General features: G+C 49.8%; 15 protein-coding genes. 8 read left to right on the top strand and 7 right to left on the bottom strand.

Features of this window, described 5'->3' with window-relative positions:
* Positions 1 to 801: 801 nt before the first annotated feature.
* Positions 802 to 1,731, top strand: coding sequence for a DMT family transporter (locus ARB69_RS04395; protein WP_050640678.1), 930 nt, complete (start codon positions 802 to 804; stop codon positions 1,729 to 1,731).
* On the opposite strand, the gene ARB69_RS04390 is transcribed toward ARB69_RS04395, so the two are convergent.
* The 6 genes from ARB69_RS04390 to ARB69_RS04365 are packed head-to-tail and all read right to left on the bottom strand — an operon-like array spanning position 1,670 to position 8,893.
* Complete coding sequence (locus ARB69_RS04390; RefSeq protein ID WP_055151362.1) at positions 1,670 to 3,742, bottom strand: diguanylate cyclase; 2,073 nt, start codon at positions 3,740 to 3,742, stop codon at positions 1,670 to 1,672. The two genes, ARB69_RS04395 and ARB69_RS04390, sit on opposite strands and share 62 nt — an antisense overlap.
* Before the next feature lie 20 nt (positions 3,743 to 3,762).
* On the bottom strand, positions 3,763 to 4,122 hold the full coding sequence (locus ARB69_RS04385; protein ID WP_050640676.1) for an Hpt domain-containing protein: 360 nt from the start codon (positions 4,120 to 4,122) through the stop codon (positions 3,763 to 3,765).
* Between the two features lie 10 nt (positions 4,123 to 4,132).
* Positions 4,133 to 4,948 (bottom strand): Cof-type HAD-IIB family hydrolase, encoded by an 816-nt coding sequence (locus ARB69_RS04380; protein ID WP_055151359.1) that lies wholly within the window; start codon positions 4,946 to 4,948, stop codon positions 4,133 to 4,135.
* 2 nt (positions 4,949 to 4,950) lie between these two features.
* Complete coding sequence (locus tag ARB69_RS04375; protein WP_055151357.1) at positions 4,951 to 6,321, bottom strand: UDP-N-acetylmuramoyl-tripeptide--D-alanyl-D-alanine ligase; 1,371 nt, start codon at positions 6,319 to 6,321, stop codon at positions 4,951 to 4,953.
* Between the two features lie 15 nt (positions 6,322 to 6,336).
* Complete coding sequence (locus ARB69_RS04370) at positions 6,337 to 7,392, bottom strand: D-alanine--D-alanine ligase (protein ID WP_055151354.1); 1,056 nt, start codon at positions 7,390 to 7,392, stop codon at positions 6,337 to 6,339.
* 52 nt (positions 7,393 to 7,444) lie between these two features.
* Positions 7,445 to 8,893 carry a nicotinate phosphoribosyltransferase gene (locus tag ARB69_RS04365; RefSeq protein ID WP_050640672.1) on the bottom strand — a complete coding sequence of 483 codons (1,449 nt, stop codon included), beginning with the start codon at positions 8,891 to 8,893 and terminating at the stop codon, positions 7,445 to 7,447.
* Between the two features lie 200 nt (positions 8,894 to 9,093).
* Between ARB69_RS04365 and ARB69_RS04360 the strand changes: the two genes are divergently transcribed.
* The 7 genes from ARB69_RS04360 to ARB69_RS04330 all read left to right on the top strand — a co-directional run bounded on the left by ARB69_RS04360 (position 9,094) and on the right by ARB69_RS04330 (position 16,092).
* A complete protein-coding gene (locus tag ARB69_RS04360; protein ID WP_055151351.1) occupies positions 9,094 to 10,026 on the top strand; it encodes an AEC family transporter in 933 nt (310 codons plus the stop codon).
* 160 nt (positions 10,027 to 10,186) lie between these two features.
* Positions 10,187 to 11,395, top strand: a complete 1,209-nt coding sequence (locus tag ARB69_RS04355; protein WP_070102333.1) for a PucR family transcriptional regulator — start codon at positions 10,187 to 10,189, stop codon at positions 11,393 to 11,395.
* 140 nt (positions 11,396 to 11,535) lie between these two features.
* Positions 11,536 to 12,615, top strand: coding sequence for a DUF917 domain-containing protein (locus ARB69_RS04350; protein WP_055151490.1), 1,080 nt, complete (start codon positions 11,536 to 11,538; stop codon positions 12,613 to 12,615).
* A 47-nt stretch (positions 12,616 to 12,662) separates the two neighbouring features.
* Positions 12,663 to 13,601 carry a DUF1177 domain-containing protein gene (locus ARB69_RS04345; protein ID WP_050640669.1) on the top strand — a complete coding sequence of 313 codons (939 nt, stop codon included), beginning with the start codon at positions 12,663 to 12,665 and terminating at the stop codon, positions 13,599 to 13,601.
* Between the two features lie 88 nt (positions 13,602 to 13,689).
* Positions 13,690 to 14,370, top strand: a complete 681-nt coding sequence (locus tag ARB69_RS04340) for an AroM family protein (protein WP_050640668.1) — start codon at positions 13,690 to 13,692, stop codon at positions 14,368 to 14,370.
* Between the two features lie 27 nt (positions 14,371 to 14,397).
* Entirely contained in the window at positions 14,398 to 15,348 is a 951-nt protein-coding gene (locus ARB69_RS04335; RefSeq protein ID WP_050640667.1) for an aminopeptidase, read from the top strand.
* A 90-nt stretch (positions 15,349 to 15,438) separates the two neighbouring features.
* Positions 15,439 to 16,092: an aspartate/glutamate racemase family protein gene (locus tag ARB69_RS04330; RefSeq protein ID WP_050640666.1), complete on the top strand. Its 654-nt coding sequence runs from the start codon at positions 15,439 to 15,441 to the stop codon at positions 16,090 to 16,092.
* A 110-nt stretch (positions 16,093 to 16,202) separates the two neighbouring features.
* Here ARB69_RS04330 and ARB69_RS04325 read toward each other — a convergent pair whose 3' ends face one another.
* Entirely contained in the window at positions 16,203 to 16,940 is a 738-nt protein-coding gene (locus ARB69_RS04325; RefSeq protein WP_050640665.1) for a lysophospholipid acyltransferase family protein, read from the bottom strand.
* Between the last annotated feature and the right edge of the window lie 245 nt (positions 16,941 to 17,185).

Raw genomic sequence — 17,185 nt, 5'->3', positions numbered from 1 at the left:
GCCATTTGCGAAGAAACCGTAACATCAAATCGGAAGCCCCGCATGGAACCGACGACATTCACCGTGAAATTCTGATGAATTTCACGGCTCAGGTCGTCTCGGAATTTGCTTTGGAGAGCAAATTCCGCCCATGCGGGGCTTCCGATTTGATGCAACGGTTTCTAACGCGCATTCTAAGCCCCTGAAATTACCGGATGTGTCCCCTGAGAAGCCCTCACTCCCGATCCACACAGGCTGGTGCATCCCGGCGGGAGACGAGGTCAGAACGGGGAGGGGCAAGGCGTAGCTGTCTTGGCCCCAGAAGCCATTATAAAAACTAACTACAAAAATTAGCCACTAAAACTGGCTGGGGATATTGTGATGCACCAGTTCAGCTCAATCCGCTGCCCCCGTCCGGAATTCCCACCCTGGCAGCGTGCAGTTCTGCCTTGATGCACCCAGCCGCGGGGGATTCGGAGATGGGGGGCGGCGGGGCGTCAAGAAGAATGGGATAAGCGCCTTCAATAAAATCTCCGGTGAAACAGGGACCGATTCCCGAACCACAAGTTCGGGAATCGAGCGAACCCGCAGGAAAAAGCCATCAAGGCTTTTTCTGAGTGTTCGCGCGTCCCCTGTTTCACCGGAGATTTTATTTAGGCGCTTACCCATTCTTCGCCCGCCCCGCCGCCCCCCATCTCCGAATCCCCCGCGGCGTCCCATCAAGTCGAATTCCCCCGCCGCCCCCCAAAATTCCGTCTGGTAATATGTGGTGGGGGGTGCTATACTTTACCATGTATTATTTTGTTGAAAAGGATGAGAATGATGAGGAATCAGAAGTTTAAGAATAATGTGATGCTTGTGCTGACTGCTCTGATCTGGGGGAGCGCTTTTGTGGCTCAGAGTGTGGGGATGGATTATATTGGGCCGTTTACGTTTAACTCTCTGCGGTGTTTTTTGGGCGGGATTGTGCTGCTTCCTGTTATCTGGGTTATGGGCAGGAAGAAAAAGACGGAGCAGGCAGGGGGACAGGGGAACGCCGTGAATAAGAGCGGTAAGACGCTCTGGATCGGGGGCCTGTTCTGTGGGCTTGCGCTTGCGGTGGCGAGTTCGCTGCAGCAGATTGGGCTTGTGTATACGAGCGCCGGGAAGGCAGGGTTTATTACGGCCCTGTATATTTTGATTGTACCTGTTCTTGGGCTTTTTCTGGGCCGGCGGGCCGGGGGGAAGACCTGGGCAGGGGTTGGACTGGCTGTTGTGGGGATGTATTTCTTGTGTATGAAAGAGGGATTCTCCATAGCTTATGGAGATGTTCTGATGATCATCTGCGCTTTTGTTTTTTCGTTACATATTTTGATTATTGATTATTTTTCTCCGAAAGTGGATGGCGTGAAGCTCTCCTGCATACAGTTTTTTATCTGCGGGATTCTCTGCGCGGTGCCGATGTTTGCCAGCGAGAAGCCGGCTCTGGGGAGTATTCTGGATGCATATCTGCCGCTTCTCTATGCGGGGGTTCTCTCCTGCGGTGTTGCTTATACGCTGCAGATCATTGCACAAAAAAATACGGACCCCACGGTGGCTTCGCTTATACTAAGTCTGGAATCCGTATTTGCCGCGCTTACCGGCTGGCTGATTATACAGGAAACACTTTCTGCGAAAGAGCTGTTTGGGTGTGCCCTGGTGTTTGCCGCAATTATTCTGGCACAGCTTCCGGAGAAGAACCCTGTGTGGAAAGAGAATCATGATAACGGGTAAAACAATTTTTCCCTCTGCGTTTTGATGTCTCCAGGGCCTGCCTGGTATGCCGGAAGAGTTCTTCGTATGTAGTCCCATCCTGAGGATACATGGCGGCTCCCATGCTGACCGTGTATTCGGAGTCTTTATACTTCTGCGTCAGAGCCTTCGTAAGAGAGGCGCAGTATGGCTGGACAAATTCTTCTGAAAAGAGTTCGCTGAAATACATCAGGAACCTGTCTCCGCCGATCCGTGAGCAGATATCCATTTTACGGATATTGTTTTCGGAAAGACGGGCGATATGCTTTAAGATCTGATCCCCGAATAAGTGCCCGTTTTTCTCGTTCAGTCTTTTGAAGTTATCCAGGTCAAACATGATCATGAGGCCGGTTGTATGCGGATTATTGGTTATGTTCTGTGTTATAATTTTCTGCGCAGTTGTCTGTGTGTACAGATTTGTCAGAGCGTCCCGGTGGGGGAGCTCCTGCACCTGCCGTTCTTTTCCGTTCCGGGACAGCGCTATCCTTCCGACACAGCTGTACAGCTCTTCATTCCCTTCATTATCAGCCCAAAGCGTCCGGCCCATGAATTCATACCATTCCTGCGTCCCGCTAATGGTGGTCAGCAGCATTCTTTTCTGAAATACAGGAGAGGAGGGGGTGGTAGACTCTATACGTTCCATCAGTTCCTGAAAATCATTTTCCGCAAGGACCCCATATAACCGGCTCTTTTTGACAAAATCTGTTATGATAGACGGAAAATTAAATTCTTCCTGACACTTCTCTGAGAACAAGACCGTGTCCGTACTGAAATCATATTCGAATAAAACATCTTCTGATAAGGATGCGATAAACTGATATTTGGTCCGCTCCTGTTCCAGGAGAAACAGCGTGCGGTCGGACAGCTTGACACCCTTTTTCTGAAATAGTTCCTTTGAGAGCTGGTTGATATTGAACACGTGTACGGGATCCTGGCTTCGAAGGCTGACTGCATGCTCCAGATAGGTATCGACCGCTTTGAGGCAGTCAATCAGCTTGCTGTTAAACATGCCGCATTCTCCGTTCAGGATCATCTGCATGGCCTGTTTATGAGTATAGGGAGGTTTGTATACACGTTCGCTCACCAGTGCATCATAGACATCCGCGAGGGAAACAATCTGTGCAGCGATCGGAATCGCATCCCCTTTCAGGTGGTCAGGGTATCCATTACCGTCCCAGCGTTCGTGATGCCAGCGGCAGATCTGCCTTGCATATTTTACCAGTTCCTCATTGCTGCCAAAACGCAGTTCATTGAGCATCTGCTCTCCGCGTGCGGAGTGGGTTTTCATGACTTCGAACTCTTCAGCAGTGAGTTTGCCGGGTTTATTCAGGATCTCTTCCGGAATCTCGATTTTACCGATATCGTGCAGTGCGGCTGCGTTGGAGATCAGCGCAATATGGGATTCATCCATCGCATACTCTGGATAACGTTTCCGCAGCGCTTCCAGAAGTATCTCGGTTATAATGCGTATGCGGATGACGTGGAGCCCGGATTCCCCGTTACGGAATTCGACGATTGTACTGAGGATATTGATCATAAGGGCGTTGTTGCTCTCTTTCTCAATCACCTGCTCCTTTACGAGACCTTCCAGCTCCTTTTGTTTCGAGTAAAGGATGATGGTATTTTTTACACGCTGAAGGACGATATTCGAGTCAAAGGGGCGGCTGATATAATCCACAACACCGTATTCGTAACCCTTTTCAATATATTCCCTGGAACTTTCCGATGAAATAATGACTACAGGGATCGTCTCGTGCCAGTGGTTCTTCTGCATGATGGTCAGGACATCAAATCCTGACATTTTTGGCATTAAAATATCGAGCAGAATCAGGGAAATGGAAGCGTCATTCTTTTTCAGAATCTCAATCGCCTCTGTCCCATCTGCTGCCTCAATGATATTGTAATCCTCCTGCAGTATATCAGACAGGACGGCCCGGTTCAGTTCCGCATCATCTACGATTAAAATGGTTTTCTTTTGTTCTGTGCTTGTCATTCACTTGCTCCTTAGGCTTATCAGAACCTGGCCAGCAGATCCCGGACAGTTTCATATTCCTTCACGATATCCGCATATTTCTCTTTTACCACTGAGCTGTCCGCCTCCCCGGGGGACAAGGTCCTCAGGTACTCTGTCAAAGAAGAGGATGCGGCCGTAAGAGGGGGCAGTTCCAGGTTAAGCGCCATTCCTTTGATGGTATGAGCAGCTCGGAATATCTCTTCATGATCGTTGGATTCCACTGCATGCTGCAGAGTTTCAAAAACCGGATCTTTCAGAAGAAGATGCAGGTATTTATCGATCAGAGATTCTCTGCGCAGTCTCTGTAAAACGACTTGATAATCGGCGCCAATATTTTCATAAAATGTTTGTAATTCCATTTGATCGGCCTCATTTTTCTTTCATAAATTTTTCTATTACATGAAGGATCCCGTCATCATCGTTGGAGCGGGTAATAAAGTCGGCGGTATCCTTTACGACACTCTGGGCATTTTCCATGGCTACGCCAAGACCGGCATATTCAATCATGGATACATCGTTATAACCGTCCCCGCAGCAGATCATCTGGTCTGCAGTCAATCCGATGCTGTTCAGCAGCTTCTGCAGGGAATAGGCCTTGTCGATCTTCTTGGGCATAATCTCCAGAAAGAAGGGCTCGGAACGGTATATGTTAAGGAACGTGTGAAAACGCTTTTTCAGAACTTCCATCATCTTTTCCATGATGTCAGGGTCCCCGGCAGCCAACAGCTTATTAACCGGGAAATTCAGGTGTTCGACAAAATCAGGGATCTCTGCCACGGGCATTTTGTTAAGAAAGGATTCCTGCTTTGTGTACTTGTTGACTGCGATTCCGGACAGTATATGGCTGTCGTTATACGACAAAAGGTCCACACCTGGAAATGAAGCCGCAATATCATAGACAACAGGTATAATTTCCGGAGGGAGCGTTTTGTTGTAAATATCAGTTCCGTCGGAGCATCGGGTGATGCGTGCCCCATTAAAGGAAAGTATATAACTGCCGAACCGATCCAGATACAGTTTCTTTGCCAGCGGAAGGACTCCGAATATGGGACGTCCACTGGCCAGAACCACCTTTTTTCCCTCTCTTTGGATTTCGATCAGGGCGTTTCTTGTGGAGTCCGTAATTTCTTTTCTGGAATTAGTCAATGTGCCGTCCAGATCCAGCACGAGCATTTGATATTCCATCTTTACCTCTTTTTTAATACGTCGACAATCTCCGGAAACTCCATTGCATGGGAGGCTTTTACCAGAATTGTATCGTTTGTGTTTATCAGGGGATCTATATTTTCCAGAAATTCGGCCTTTGTTTCATAATAATGCACGTGCATTTCCGGATTTACTCCTATTGCTCCGCGGGCGATGTCCTCTGCAAGGGAGCCAATGCAGATCAGCTCGTCTATGCCGGCATCTGCGGCGAATGCTCCCGTCTCACGGTGCATCTCATGTTCTTTAGGGCCAAGCTCAAACATATCGCCAAGGATCGCGACGGTGCGTCCGCCAGCTTTACTCAGGACATCCAGGGAAGCCTTCATGGAGGCCGGGTTGGCATTGTAACAGTCATCGATGATTGTTAGATTCTCTGTCTCAATCAGATGGTTCCGCCCGGCCAAAGGCGCCAGGGATTCGATTCCCTGCCGGATTTCCTCATCATTCATGCCCATAACCCGTCCGACGGCAATGGCGGCCAGTGCATTATATACCATATGCGCCCCGGGGATAGAAATATGTGCGCGGAATTCGGAATCAGGCGTGTGGAAGCGTGCAGCCGTACCCTTTAATCCCAGGTTCTCTATCTCGTCTGCATAGTATGCCAAATCCGGGTCCAGGCCAAAGAAAACAGGCTCAATATGGTTGGCAGGCTTAACGGATGCCAGCATATCATCGTCCCCATTGAGTATAATATCCCCTTCCGGATTCATATAGAAAAACATTTCCGTTTTGGCTTTTAATATGCCTTCCCGGGACTTCAGCTGCTCCAGGTGGGCACAGCCGATATTGGTCAGGACGCAGACATCCGGGCGCGCGATTTTTGCAAGACGTTCCATCTCGCCAAAATCGCTGATGCCCATTTCCAGAACGGCCGTCTCATGTTCTTCCCGGATGTTAAAGATTGTGAGAGGCAGTCCGATCTCATTGTTGAAATTGCCCTCGGTTTTCAGGACGCTGTATTTTTGTGCCAGTACGGAGGCAATCATCTCTTTTGTACTTGTCTTGCCCACACTGCCGGAGATACCCACCACTTTCAGGCGGAGGGAGCGGCGGTAGTGCTCTGCAATATCCTTCAGGGCCTGCGCGCAGGAATTTACCATGATATAGGGGTAGGATGCGCTCTCGATTCTTTTTTCTGAAACGGCGCACAGCGCTCCGTCCTGAATGGACTGGGGGATGAACATATGGCCGTCCACACGGGCGCCGCGAAGCGCAATGAACAGACAGTCTTTTTGGATCCTGCGGCTGTCAATGGTAACGGATGTGACCTGTTTGTAATAGCTTTCCTCGTCTCCGTAATAGATTCCGCCGCATGCAACGGCAATTTCCTTCAATGTCATATTTTTCATCGTTCGTACCGTCCTTTACTGGTATCTGGCTTCCAGGGATTTTTGGATAATCAGTTCGCACAAATCTCCGTACTCTATGCCTGCCGCTGCTGCCTCCTTTGGCAGAAGACTGGCAGCTGTCATGCCGGGCAGGGTGTTTACCTCAAGGCAGTAGAGATTTCCACTGCTGTCCAGAAGAAAGTCTGCGCGGCTGTATACATTCAGCTTCAGGGAACGGTAGGCTTTAACAGTGAGTTCCATCATCCGGTTTGCAGTAGCTTTGTCAATATCGGCGGGGCAGACTTCCTCTGTGGCGCCATCCTGGTACTTGTTGGCATAATCGAAGAACCCGGTCTTTGGAATGATTTCAATGGGCGGGAGAGCCTTGCCGTCTATGATACCGCAGGCAAACTCCCTTCCTTTGATATATTTTTCGACAACCACCTCGTCTTCGTAGCGAAAAGAACTGCTGAGCGCCTCTTCGTACTCGCTCTCTGTGTTTACGATGTATACCCCGATGCTGGATCCGCCGGAGCACGGTTTTACAACTACGGGGAGTGTGAGTCCAAGAGCATCGAGCGATTTTTCTGACGCTTTTTTATGAATGCAGGCTCCGGCCGGCGTGTCAATGCCCGTCTGCAGGAAGACCTGTTTGGTAAATCCTTTGTCCATTGCTACAGCGCAGCCGAGAGAGTCCGGACCGGTGTATCTGATTCCAAGCAGGTCAAAGGTAGCCTGCAGCTTTCCGTTCTCCCCCTCTCCGCCGTGCAGCCCAAGGAACGTGATGTCTGCCATGCGGCATAGTTCGATGACGTTGGGACCGAGAAAACAGTCCGGCTGATCCGGGCGGGAGGCTTTGACCGCCTCGATGTCCGGTTCGGTGGTATCGATGTTTTTGACGATCCCAAGGCCGTGGTCAGGAAGGGTAAATACCTCTTCCAGGTGTTCGGGATCGTAGGGGAAACCGAGGAAAACATCCAGCAGAAAAGCATCGTGTCCCTTTTCAAGCAGGGTTCTGCAGATGCCTGCACTGGAGGAAAGGGATACGTCGCGTTCTGTGCTGAGTCCTCCGGCTAATACGATAATCTTCATTTCTTAAATCTCCTATCTTCATTGAGTTTATACTAGCGAGCAAAGCGTTGCGTTATCTGCTCAGGTCGTTCAGCAGGCGTGATTTCGTGTCGTAGAGCTTCTGGGATAAATCCACATATACGCGGTGGGGATAGAAAAGCCGCTTTGTCTCGTCCCAGAGCGTGTCTTTTTCCTGACGGCAGTACTGGGCGATCTCCATAACCGATGGTGAATTGTATACGCACTCACCGTGGATGAATACAGGCTTTAAGATCTCTCTCATGGTGTAGCTGCCTCCGGGAAGCCTTGTTTTCTTCCAGGTTGCATTGGGGTCAAATAATAAAAGTTCTTCCGATGTGTCGTATGTCTCATCGGCAAAACAGATCAGATCGGCACGGATTTTGCCCGTCTCTTTATCATATACACGGAAGATTGTTTTGTTGCCTGGATTAGTGATTTTCTCCGTATTCTCTGAAATCTTGATCTTGGGTACGAACTCGCCTTCTGCATTCTGAATTGCGGCAAGCTTATATACTCCGCCGAAAGAAGGGCAGTCCTTGGAGGTGATCAGGTTCGTACCCACTCCCCAGGAGGTGATGGCCGCACCCTGCATCTTCAGGTCGTGGATCAGCAGCTCGTCCAGGTCATTGGATGCCGCGATTACTGCATCGGTGAAACCGGCGGCATCCAGCATCTTGCGGGCCTCCTTGGATAAGTAGGCAAGGTCCCCGCTGTCCAGGCGGATGCCGTAGGATCTGGGGCGGATTCCCTCCTCGCGCAGCTCCCGGAATACCCGGATGGCATTGGGAACACCGGATTTGAGCGTATCGTATGTGTCCACCAGAAGCGTGCATGCGTTGGGGTATAGCTTTGCGTATTCTTTAAATGCTGTGTATTCGTCTTTGAAGCTCATGATCCAGCTGTGGGCGTGGGTACCCATGATAGGCACGTCAAATAGTTTGCCGGCCAGTACGTTGGATGTGCCCACGCAGCCGCCGATCATGGCCGCTCTTGCACCGTAGAGTCCCGCATCGGGGCCCTGGGCGCGTCTCAGCCCAAATTCCATAATTCCGTCGCCCTGTGCTGCAAATACGACGCGGGAGGTCTTTGTTGCGATCAGGCTCTGATGGTTGATTATATTTAATATGGCAGTTTCAACAAGCTGGGCCTCCATAATGGGCGCGATTACTTTAACCAGTGGTTCTTTTGGAAAAATAACCGAACCCTCCGGAATTGCGTAAATACTTCCGCTGAAATGGAACCCGCTCAGATAATTCAGAAAGTTCTCGGTGAATATTCCGAGACCTCTCAGGTAATCCACGTCTTCGTAAGAAAAATGCAGATTCTTGATATAGTCTATAACCTGTTCGAGTCCTGCCATAATGGAATATCCGCCTTTATTGGGATTGTCCCGGAAGAACACATCGAACACAACGGTTTCATTTTCCTGAGTTTCAAAATATCCCTGCATCATGGTTAGTTCGTACAGGTCTGTCAGCAATGTAAGATTCTGAGCACTCATATTAATCTCCTTAATAATAAATACCTTAAATAAATATTTAGCAGGCCTTATGGGGCATGCTACCAGCATTTAGTATACCACATGTGAAAAAAAAGTAAAAGAAAAGTAAGCTTTTTTCATTGAAGCGGGCTGTGGAATGTAGTAAAGTGAATTCTAAAGAGGGTTTTTACATATTTAAAAGGAAAGAGAGTTGTGCTGCTATGGAGTATTTCTGGATAGTCCTTCCCAAGATGGGCGGCTTTCTGCTCCTGGTTCTGATCGGGTTTCTGGCATCCAGGCTGGGGGTTGTGAAAAAGGAAGCGCTGACTTCTATTTCGGGTTTTTTAATTAAGATCGTGCTGCCGGCGCTGGTGATCTCATTGATCTGGGAGAATCACACTACAGTATTTACTTTGTTTCACTATGGCCGGATCGTGCTGTGGCAGATGGGGGCATATTTACTGCTGGCCTTAACGGGATTTCTGGTGAGCCGGATTTTTAAGCTGCCGGAATCCGTCAGAAATGTTTTCTGCGGCTGTATGGTGGGCGGTAATTTTGGGTTTTTGGTGATTCCGCTGATTATGGCGTTGTTTGCGGAGACGGGAGGGGACAAGTATATTCCGATCTGTTCGGTCGTAGATACGACAGTAGTATGGACACTGGGCCTGCTTTTGTTTCTTGGCCGCAGCGGGAAACAGGAAAATCTCTGGAAGAGGGTTGTCAGCACTCCTATTTTTATTTCTATATTGATAGGGATGGCGCTGACCACATTTGCTGTCCCGGTGCCGGCGCTGGTTATGGATGTCGTGACTGCTGTGGGAGAGACGAGTTACAGCTGGGGGCTGATATATCTGGGATGCAGTATTGGGTTTATGGAATTTGGCGGTATCCTGCGCTATAAGTCGGTGCTGCTTCTGGCTGCATGCAAGCTTGTGGCGGTACCGGCGGCCGTGTATGCCATTGCATCCCATTTTCTGCCGCAGACGGAGAGTCTTATGCTGATGCTGATCACCGGCGCGCCGACGATGACGTCTTCCAGTATGCTTGCGAGGCAGTACCATTTGAATGAAGATTACGCTTCCGAGGCTGTGGTGGTTACCACGCTGCTCTGTATGGCAACACTGCCGCTGCTGTTTTTAATCACTGCACTGTAGACAAGTACTCTCAGAAATTTAGGGCGGCTTATGCTGCAGTTAATGATGATACGATGTACTGGAATGTGAAGTGAGGCGGCGTATTGCTGCAACGTATTTTTAAATACGCCCTATGGCTGGGAAACGGACTGGTGTATGGGAGCTTATAAAAGGAGTCAAGATGAAGATCAGAGTGCGTGATATAGAAGAATTATGGAAGGACAGATTTGCTGCACTTGTCGCAGGCAGAGGTGGGCTGGACAGGATTGTGGAGTTTTACGATATGATGGAACAGCCGGATATTAAACCCTGGCTCAGGGAGAATCTCCTGGTGATTACGACGGGGTATGCGATCCGCAACGACAAAAAGGCGCTGCTGAATCTGATCCGGGATCTGCGGGAGGTGAACGCGTCGGCGCTGGCGATCAAGACGCGGTTTTTCGATGAATTTCCCAAAGAAGCGCTGGCTCTGGCTGATGAGTGTGAGATCCCGCTTTTTTTTCTGAATAATGACGTCGGGTTTATTGAGGTTGTGTATCCGGTTATGACGGCGATCGTGGAGGCGAGAAATCAGCTCGAGATGTCCAGCAGGTACCGGATTGGCACTTACAGCCAGATGGAGATGAACGGGAAGTTATTTCTGGATCTGCAGACCGGTAAGATCACACAGGCGGAGGAAGCGGAGCAGAGGGTGAATTCTCTGAGCTGGCCGTTCCCGCCGCTGCGTATGATCTTGATTCAGGCAGAGCAGAATCCACGTATGGCGGAGGCTCAGGAAAAAGATATGGAGAGCATTTACCAGATGATGAAAGGGGCTATGGAGCAGGCGGGGATCTGGGGGGCCGGTATTGTGCGCCAGTACCAGTACATCTGTATTATGAAGGATGTGGAGGAGGAAAAGGCGGACAGCCTCTGTTCGACGATGGTTGAAAAGATCTGCAGCATGTTGAAGTACCGTGTGGCAGCCGGGATATCGCAGCAGTTCTACGATTATCTGGAACTGGGGGCGGTTTATAAGGATGTAAAAGATGTTTTCCGTATCCGGGAAAAAAAGGGGCTGTCCGGAAATGTCCTCTGGATGGAAAAGCTGAGATATGAGCAGATTGTGATGCATATGGCACAACAGCGTGAAGTGCGGGCATTCGTGCAGGAAAAGCTGGCGGCCCTGGAGATCTATGACCGGGAACATGAGAGTCATCTGGCGGAGACGCTGGAGATGCTTTCTGCGTGCCGCGGCTCCCGCAAAACAGCTGCGGAAAGGCTGTATCTTCACCGGAATACGATGTCTTACCGTCTGAACCAGATCGAAGAAGTTCTGGGGTGTGACCTGAGTGATGCCGGGCAGCTGGAGGAACTGGGGTTTGCCTGCAGGGTGAAAGAATACATGTGATTGTGCACTGTGCACAAAAGATCGGCGCAGATTCGGTACTGGTGAATAAGGACTTTAGCGGTTTGACGTGCTATACTGATAGAAAGAGCCAATGTAGGAGATGTATGCATTGGCTTATATCTTATGAAGGAGCAGCGGGAATGGATAAAAAAGGAATTCGTTTGACAAAAGAACTTTTGGACGCAGCGCTTGCCGGCGGGACGATTTTAGGCGGCGGGGGCGGCGGAGACGCGAAAAAGGGGAGGAAGTTCGCAGAGATTGCGGTGGATTACGATGATCTGCGCCTGCTTCCCATTGAGGCTGTGGATGAGGATGCTGTACTGCTGACGGCTTCTCTTGTGGGAGCGCCCAATGCTGCGGAGCAGTATATGGCCGCAAAGGATCTGGTCCGCACGGTGGAGATTTTAAAGAAGAATTGTGACTTTACGATCGGCGGCATTATCACAAATGAACAGGGAGGAGAGGCGACTGTGAATGGCTGGCTTCAGGCCGCGGTACTGGGGATCCCTGTGATCGATGCCCCCTGCAATGGACGTGCCCATCCTACTGGCGTGATGGGAAGTATGAATCTGCACAAGCAGGCGGACTATCGGACCGTACAGGCATGTGCGGGCGGCAATCCGGAGGCGGGCAGCCGCGTGGAATGTTATTTTGAAGGGACGATTGAGCATACGTCCCGGCTGGTGCGTATGGCGTCCATTGAGGCCGGCGGACTGGTGGCCGTGGCGAGGAATCCGGTGAAGGCGTCCTATGCCAGGGAAAACTGTGCGCTGGGCGGCGTCAGCCATGCGATTGAGACAGGAAAAGCATTTTTGAAGGGCCTGGAGCATTCGGTGGAGGCAGCTGTGGAAAGTGTGTGCGGATTTTTGGGCGGAAGGATTCTGGCAAAGGGAAAGGTAGATGCATTTTCAATAGAAACCACGGGAGGATTTGACGTGGGGTATGCCTCGGTGGATGGATGTGAACTGACTTTCTGGAATGAATACGCGACGGCGGAGAAAGACGGGGAACGTCTGGCGACCTTCCCGGATCTTATTATGACGATCAATGCCGTAAGCGGCGAGCCGGTGACAACGGCCATGATGGAAACCGGTCTGGACGTTTATGTGATTGCGGCTAACCGGGAGAATCTGAAGCTCGCGCCTACGATGTTTGAGCCGGAACTTCTGCGGGAAACGGAAAAAGTGATTGGGAAAAACCTGGTATCATATCTGGAGTAGCATAGCGGCAGAGAAGTAAAAATTCATATTATAAGGAGGACGAATTTATGTTAATGAAACAGATTATCGATGCGTACGAGGTACTGGACAGTGCTTATGTGACGGGGAAGAAGGTTGAGGAGTATCTGCGCACAATACAGCCTGATGCGGACATCACCGTATATGAGCTGAAGGGACCCAAGGGGACTACGGATATGCTGAAGGTCAGAATCCCGGGAAGCAATGGCAAGATAAAGGGCGGCAGTGCGCCGACCATTGGTCTTCTTGGCCGGCTGGGCGGGATTGGAGCGCGTCCGGAGCGTATCGGTTTTGTATCGGATGGAGACGGCGCCCTTGCAGCAGTTGCCCTTGCGGCAAAACTTCTGGATATGCAGAATAAAGGGGATGTGCTGGACGGGGATGTATTTATTTCCACACATATCTGTCCGAACGCGCCGACTGCGCCGCACGATCCCGTGCCCTTTATGGGTTCACCGGTTGAGATGTCCCAGGTAAACAGAGAAGAAGTATCCGATGAACTGGATGCCATCCTGTCAGTAGACACAACAAAAGGCAACCGCGTGATCAATACTAGGGGATTTGCAATCTCACCGACCGTAAAAGAAGGGTATATCCTCCGCACATCCGAGGATCTGCTGGATCTGATGCAGATCACAACCGGCAGGCTCCCATATGTATTTCCGCTGGCAACCCAGGACATCACGCCTTACGGCAATGACCTGCACCACCTGAACAGCGTACTCCAGCCATGTACTGCAACCAATGCTCCTGTAGTAGGAGTGGCAATCACCGCGGAGACCATGGTGCCGGGATGCGCAACCGGGGCAAGCCATGCGTCAGACGTAGAAGAAGCGGCGAGATTCATGCTGGAGGCGGCAAAGGCATTTGGCCGCGGACAGTGTAAGTTCTATGACGAGGAAGAGTATGCACGGATCCAAAAGCTATATGGTCCGATGAAACATCTGCAGACACTGGGAGAAGAGTAAAAAGGGGTCTGACCCCTTTGCAGTCGGTTTTCAGAATATTCTTAAAATTTAGATACGAAGTAATTATATAACGCAGGAGGTGCACTGGATGAAGATAGGTGCGGTTACGATAGGACAGGCTCCCAGGGTGGATGTGACTGTCGATATCATGGATATATTTGGCGGAAAAACTGAGCTGATACAGGCTGGCGGACTGGATGGCCTTACAAAGGAAGATATTGCTGAGTTTGCTCCCGGGGAGGGAGACTATGTACTGGTGTCCCGGCTGAAAGACGGGAGCTCCGTGACGTTTGCAGAACGCCATATTCTCCCGAGGCTTCAGGAGGCGATGAATAGGATGGAGGAAGAGGGCTGCCGCCTGATTATGATGTTCTGCACCGGCAGTTTCCCGGAGACTCTTACAACAAAGAGTATACCTGTGATTTATCCGTGCGAGGTTCTGGACAGGCTTGTTCCTCTGATGAGCAAAAAATCCAGTATCATCTGTATGACGCCGTCTCCGCTCCAGATTGAGCAGACGGAGGAAAAGTGGAGACACTATGTGAAAGAAGTGAAAGCCGTAGCGGCTTCGCCGTACGGCGATTGGGAGACTTTGGAAAAGGCTGCCGATGAAGTAAAAGATATGGATGCTGATCTCATAGTTCTGGACTGTATCGGGTATACTCAGGAAATGAAAGAGATGTTTGCCAGGAAGACAAAAAAGATGGTGGTTCTGCCCAGGACACTCCTGGCACGCGTGGTATCTGAACTGACCGATGCTGCAGAATAAATCAGATGACAGGGAGAAGGGGAAAAGATGAGTGAATTAGTAAAAATAGCGGAGGGCGTCCTGATATCTTGTCTGGATGCAAAAGCCGGGGAGGCTGTTTTAATCGTGACGGATGACAGCCGGAGAGAAATCGGGGAAGCGCTTTACGAGGCATCCAAGAATCTGGGATGCGAGGGCATGATGCTGGTCATGAAGGAGAGGGAACTAAGCGGGGAGGAGCCGCCCAAAGCAGTAGCGGAAGCAATGAAAGGCGCCGATATCGTAATTGCACCGACGGCGAAATCACTGACGCACACCAACGCCCGGATTCAGGCGGCAGCAGCGGGTACGAGAATCGCCACGATGCCTGGTATCACAAAGGAGATGTTCAGCCAGGGCGCGATGACTGCAGATTATGCGAAGGTTGAAAAACTGACGGATAAGATCACTGCAATGCTGACCAGTGCTGACACGGCCCGGATAGAAAAAGACGGGAAGGTACTGACAATTTCATTGAAAGGGCGTAATGGAGTACCAAGCCCCGGCGTCTACAAAGCGCCTGGAAAATGCGGGAATCTACCATCAGGTGAGGCGTATATTGCACCGCTGGAGGACGGTTCTGACGGAGAAATGATAATTGACGGTTCCATGGTTGGCATTGGCAGGCTGGATGCCCCGCTTCATATGGTAATCACGGCCGGAAAACTGCGGTCTGTTACAGGGGAGAAAAGTGAGAATCTGGAGGTACTGCTCAAAAATGAAACCAACGGAACTCTCTGCGAACTGGGGATCGGAACCAACGAGGCAGCCATATTGAATGGCATCATTCTGGAAGACGAAAAGGTATACGGAACGGTTCATATCGCATTTGGAACAAACACCTCATTCGGGGGAATAAATAAGGCAGAGTGCCATATGGATGGGATTATATTAAAGCCCACCCTTTATCTGGATGATGTTCTGGTGATAAAAGAGGGCGTATTTACAGACACGCTTTAAGAAAAGCTGCGGGAAAGATAAGTCTGGCGGGCGCGCGGAAGGCGGAAAGAACCGGTCTGATGCACGCCCGCTTTTTGAGGAGGAAGAAGCATGGGAACGTTTAAGGTAGGATTAATACGCGTATTGACGACAGAAGACCAGGACGTGCTGCAGGCACACGGTAAAGTAATCATGGAAAATTTCCCCGGTATTGAAGTGGAAACAAAATGCATTCCCGATCAATATGAAGGAATACATAGCGACGAATTATGTGAACTGGCCATTCCCAAAATCGTAGAGACAGCGAAAACATTTACGGACGTGGATATGTTTATCGTCAGCTGTGCAGACGATCCGGGCGTTGAAGAGATCAGAGAGGCGCTCCCGGGAATCCCGGTTACCGGCGGAGGTGAGACTACGGTGGCCCTGGCGTTAAAATATGGAGATAAAGTAGGCGTGCTGGGCATCACCGACTATGCACCGCAGGCTTATGAGAGGATGCTGGCCGGAAAGATGATACTCGGTAAGCCGGACGGAGTCGACAGCACGCTGGATCTGATGACGTCGGAAGGACGGGAGAATACCATCAAAAAAGGAATAGAACTGAAAGAGCAGGGCGCTCAGGTTATAGCGCTGGCGTGCACAGGTCTTGGCACAATAGGCGTAGCAAAAGAGCTGGAAGAAGCAACGGGACTGCCGGTGATAGACCCGGTCATAGCAGAAGGAATGTTTGCCTATTTCGAAAAAATCCGCAGAGGGGTCTGACCCCTTTGCAAAAGGGTCAGACCCCTCTGCAAAAGGGTCAGACCCCTCTGAAGTCCCCTGAAAATAAAGAGGTGCTGTTGACGACAGCACCTCTAATTTCATACAATCGATTATGACACGATCTCAGCATTTTTAATAATCGTTTTCTGTATAATATTCTGTACGTAATTCCCAATATGTTTTTTATCTTCCTTTTCCAACTGATCGGGATAAATTGGCTTTCCGTATTCGATCACGACATGGACTTTGCGAATCCTGGGAAATTGTTTTTCGAAGATGGCACATGTATTATTCATGGAAACTGGTACAATAGCACAGTTTGTTTTCGTAGCGATCTTAAAAGCACCGTCTTTAAACGGGAGCATACTTAGTTCTTCCCCATTATTGCGCGTTCCCTCCGGGAAGATACAGATCGAAATCCCCTTTTTTATGTAGTCGATCGCCTGTAGAATGGTCTTTAACCCCTCTTTTGGATTTTCGCGGTCCAGAAAGAGGCAATACAGATAGCGCATCCATGTAGAAAGCAGCGGGATGTGCTCCATCTCTTTCTTGGCAACGTATCCGGTCAGCCTTTTACAGCGGGAGTAGGTCAGCAGAATGTCAAAAAAACTACGGTGGTTTCCGATGAAAAGCACAGGTTCATCGGGAACATTCTCCTCGCCGATGACGGTGGTGCGGACGCTCGTCATTTTTAAGATAACTTTAAATGCCCACTGCACGAGCCGCAGAGAGCTATAGTCCCTTTTTTCACGGTTGAATTTGCCGATCACCCATTCCACGAAGAAGATCGGAATGGAAAGAATCAAAAATGTAACCAGGAAGATCACAATACAGATAAATCTAAACATCAGGAAATACCCTCTTTTCTGTTCTTGTCTATGCATTTCTCAAACCAGTGTTAACAAGTACCGGCTCCAGAATACCATGCCCTCCAATTATACAAAACCCTGCCCTAAAAAACAAGTAATGTACAGAATATAATTCTGTAAAAAGTTAGTTTGGTGTTACTATTCACAGTCGATTTAGCGTTCATTCTTTAGGAAGCTCGTAACAGAGCTTCTTTTTCTTTGCCATAATGCACAAACATAGTGGT

The sequence above is a fragment of the Faecalicatena contorta genome (genome assembly GCF_001404335.1).
GTDB classification, from domain to species: domain Bacteria; phylum Bacillota; class Clostridia; order Lachnospirales; family Lachnospiraceae; genus Faecalicatena; species Faecalicatena contortus_B.
The sequence above is the reverse complement of the archived record's forward strand: the minus strand, read 5'-3'. Positions and strand labels throughout refer to the sequence as shown.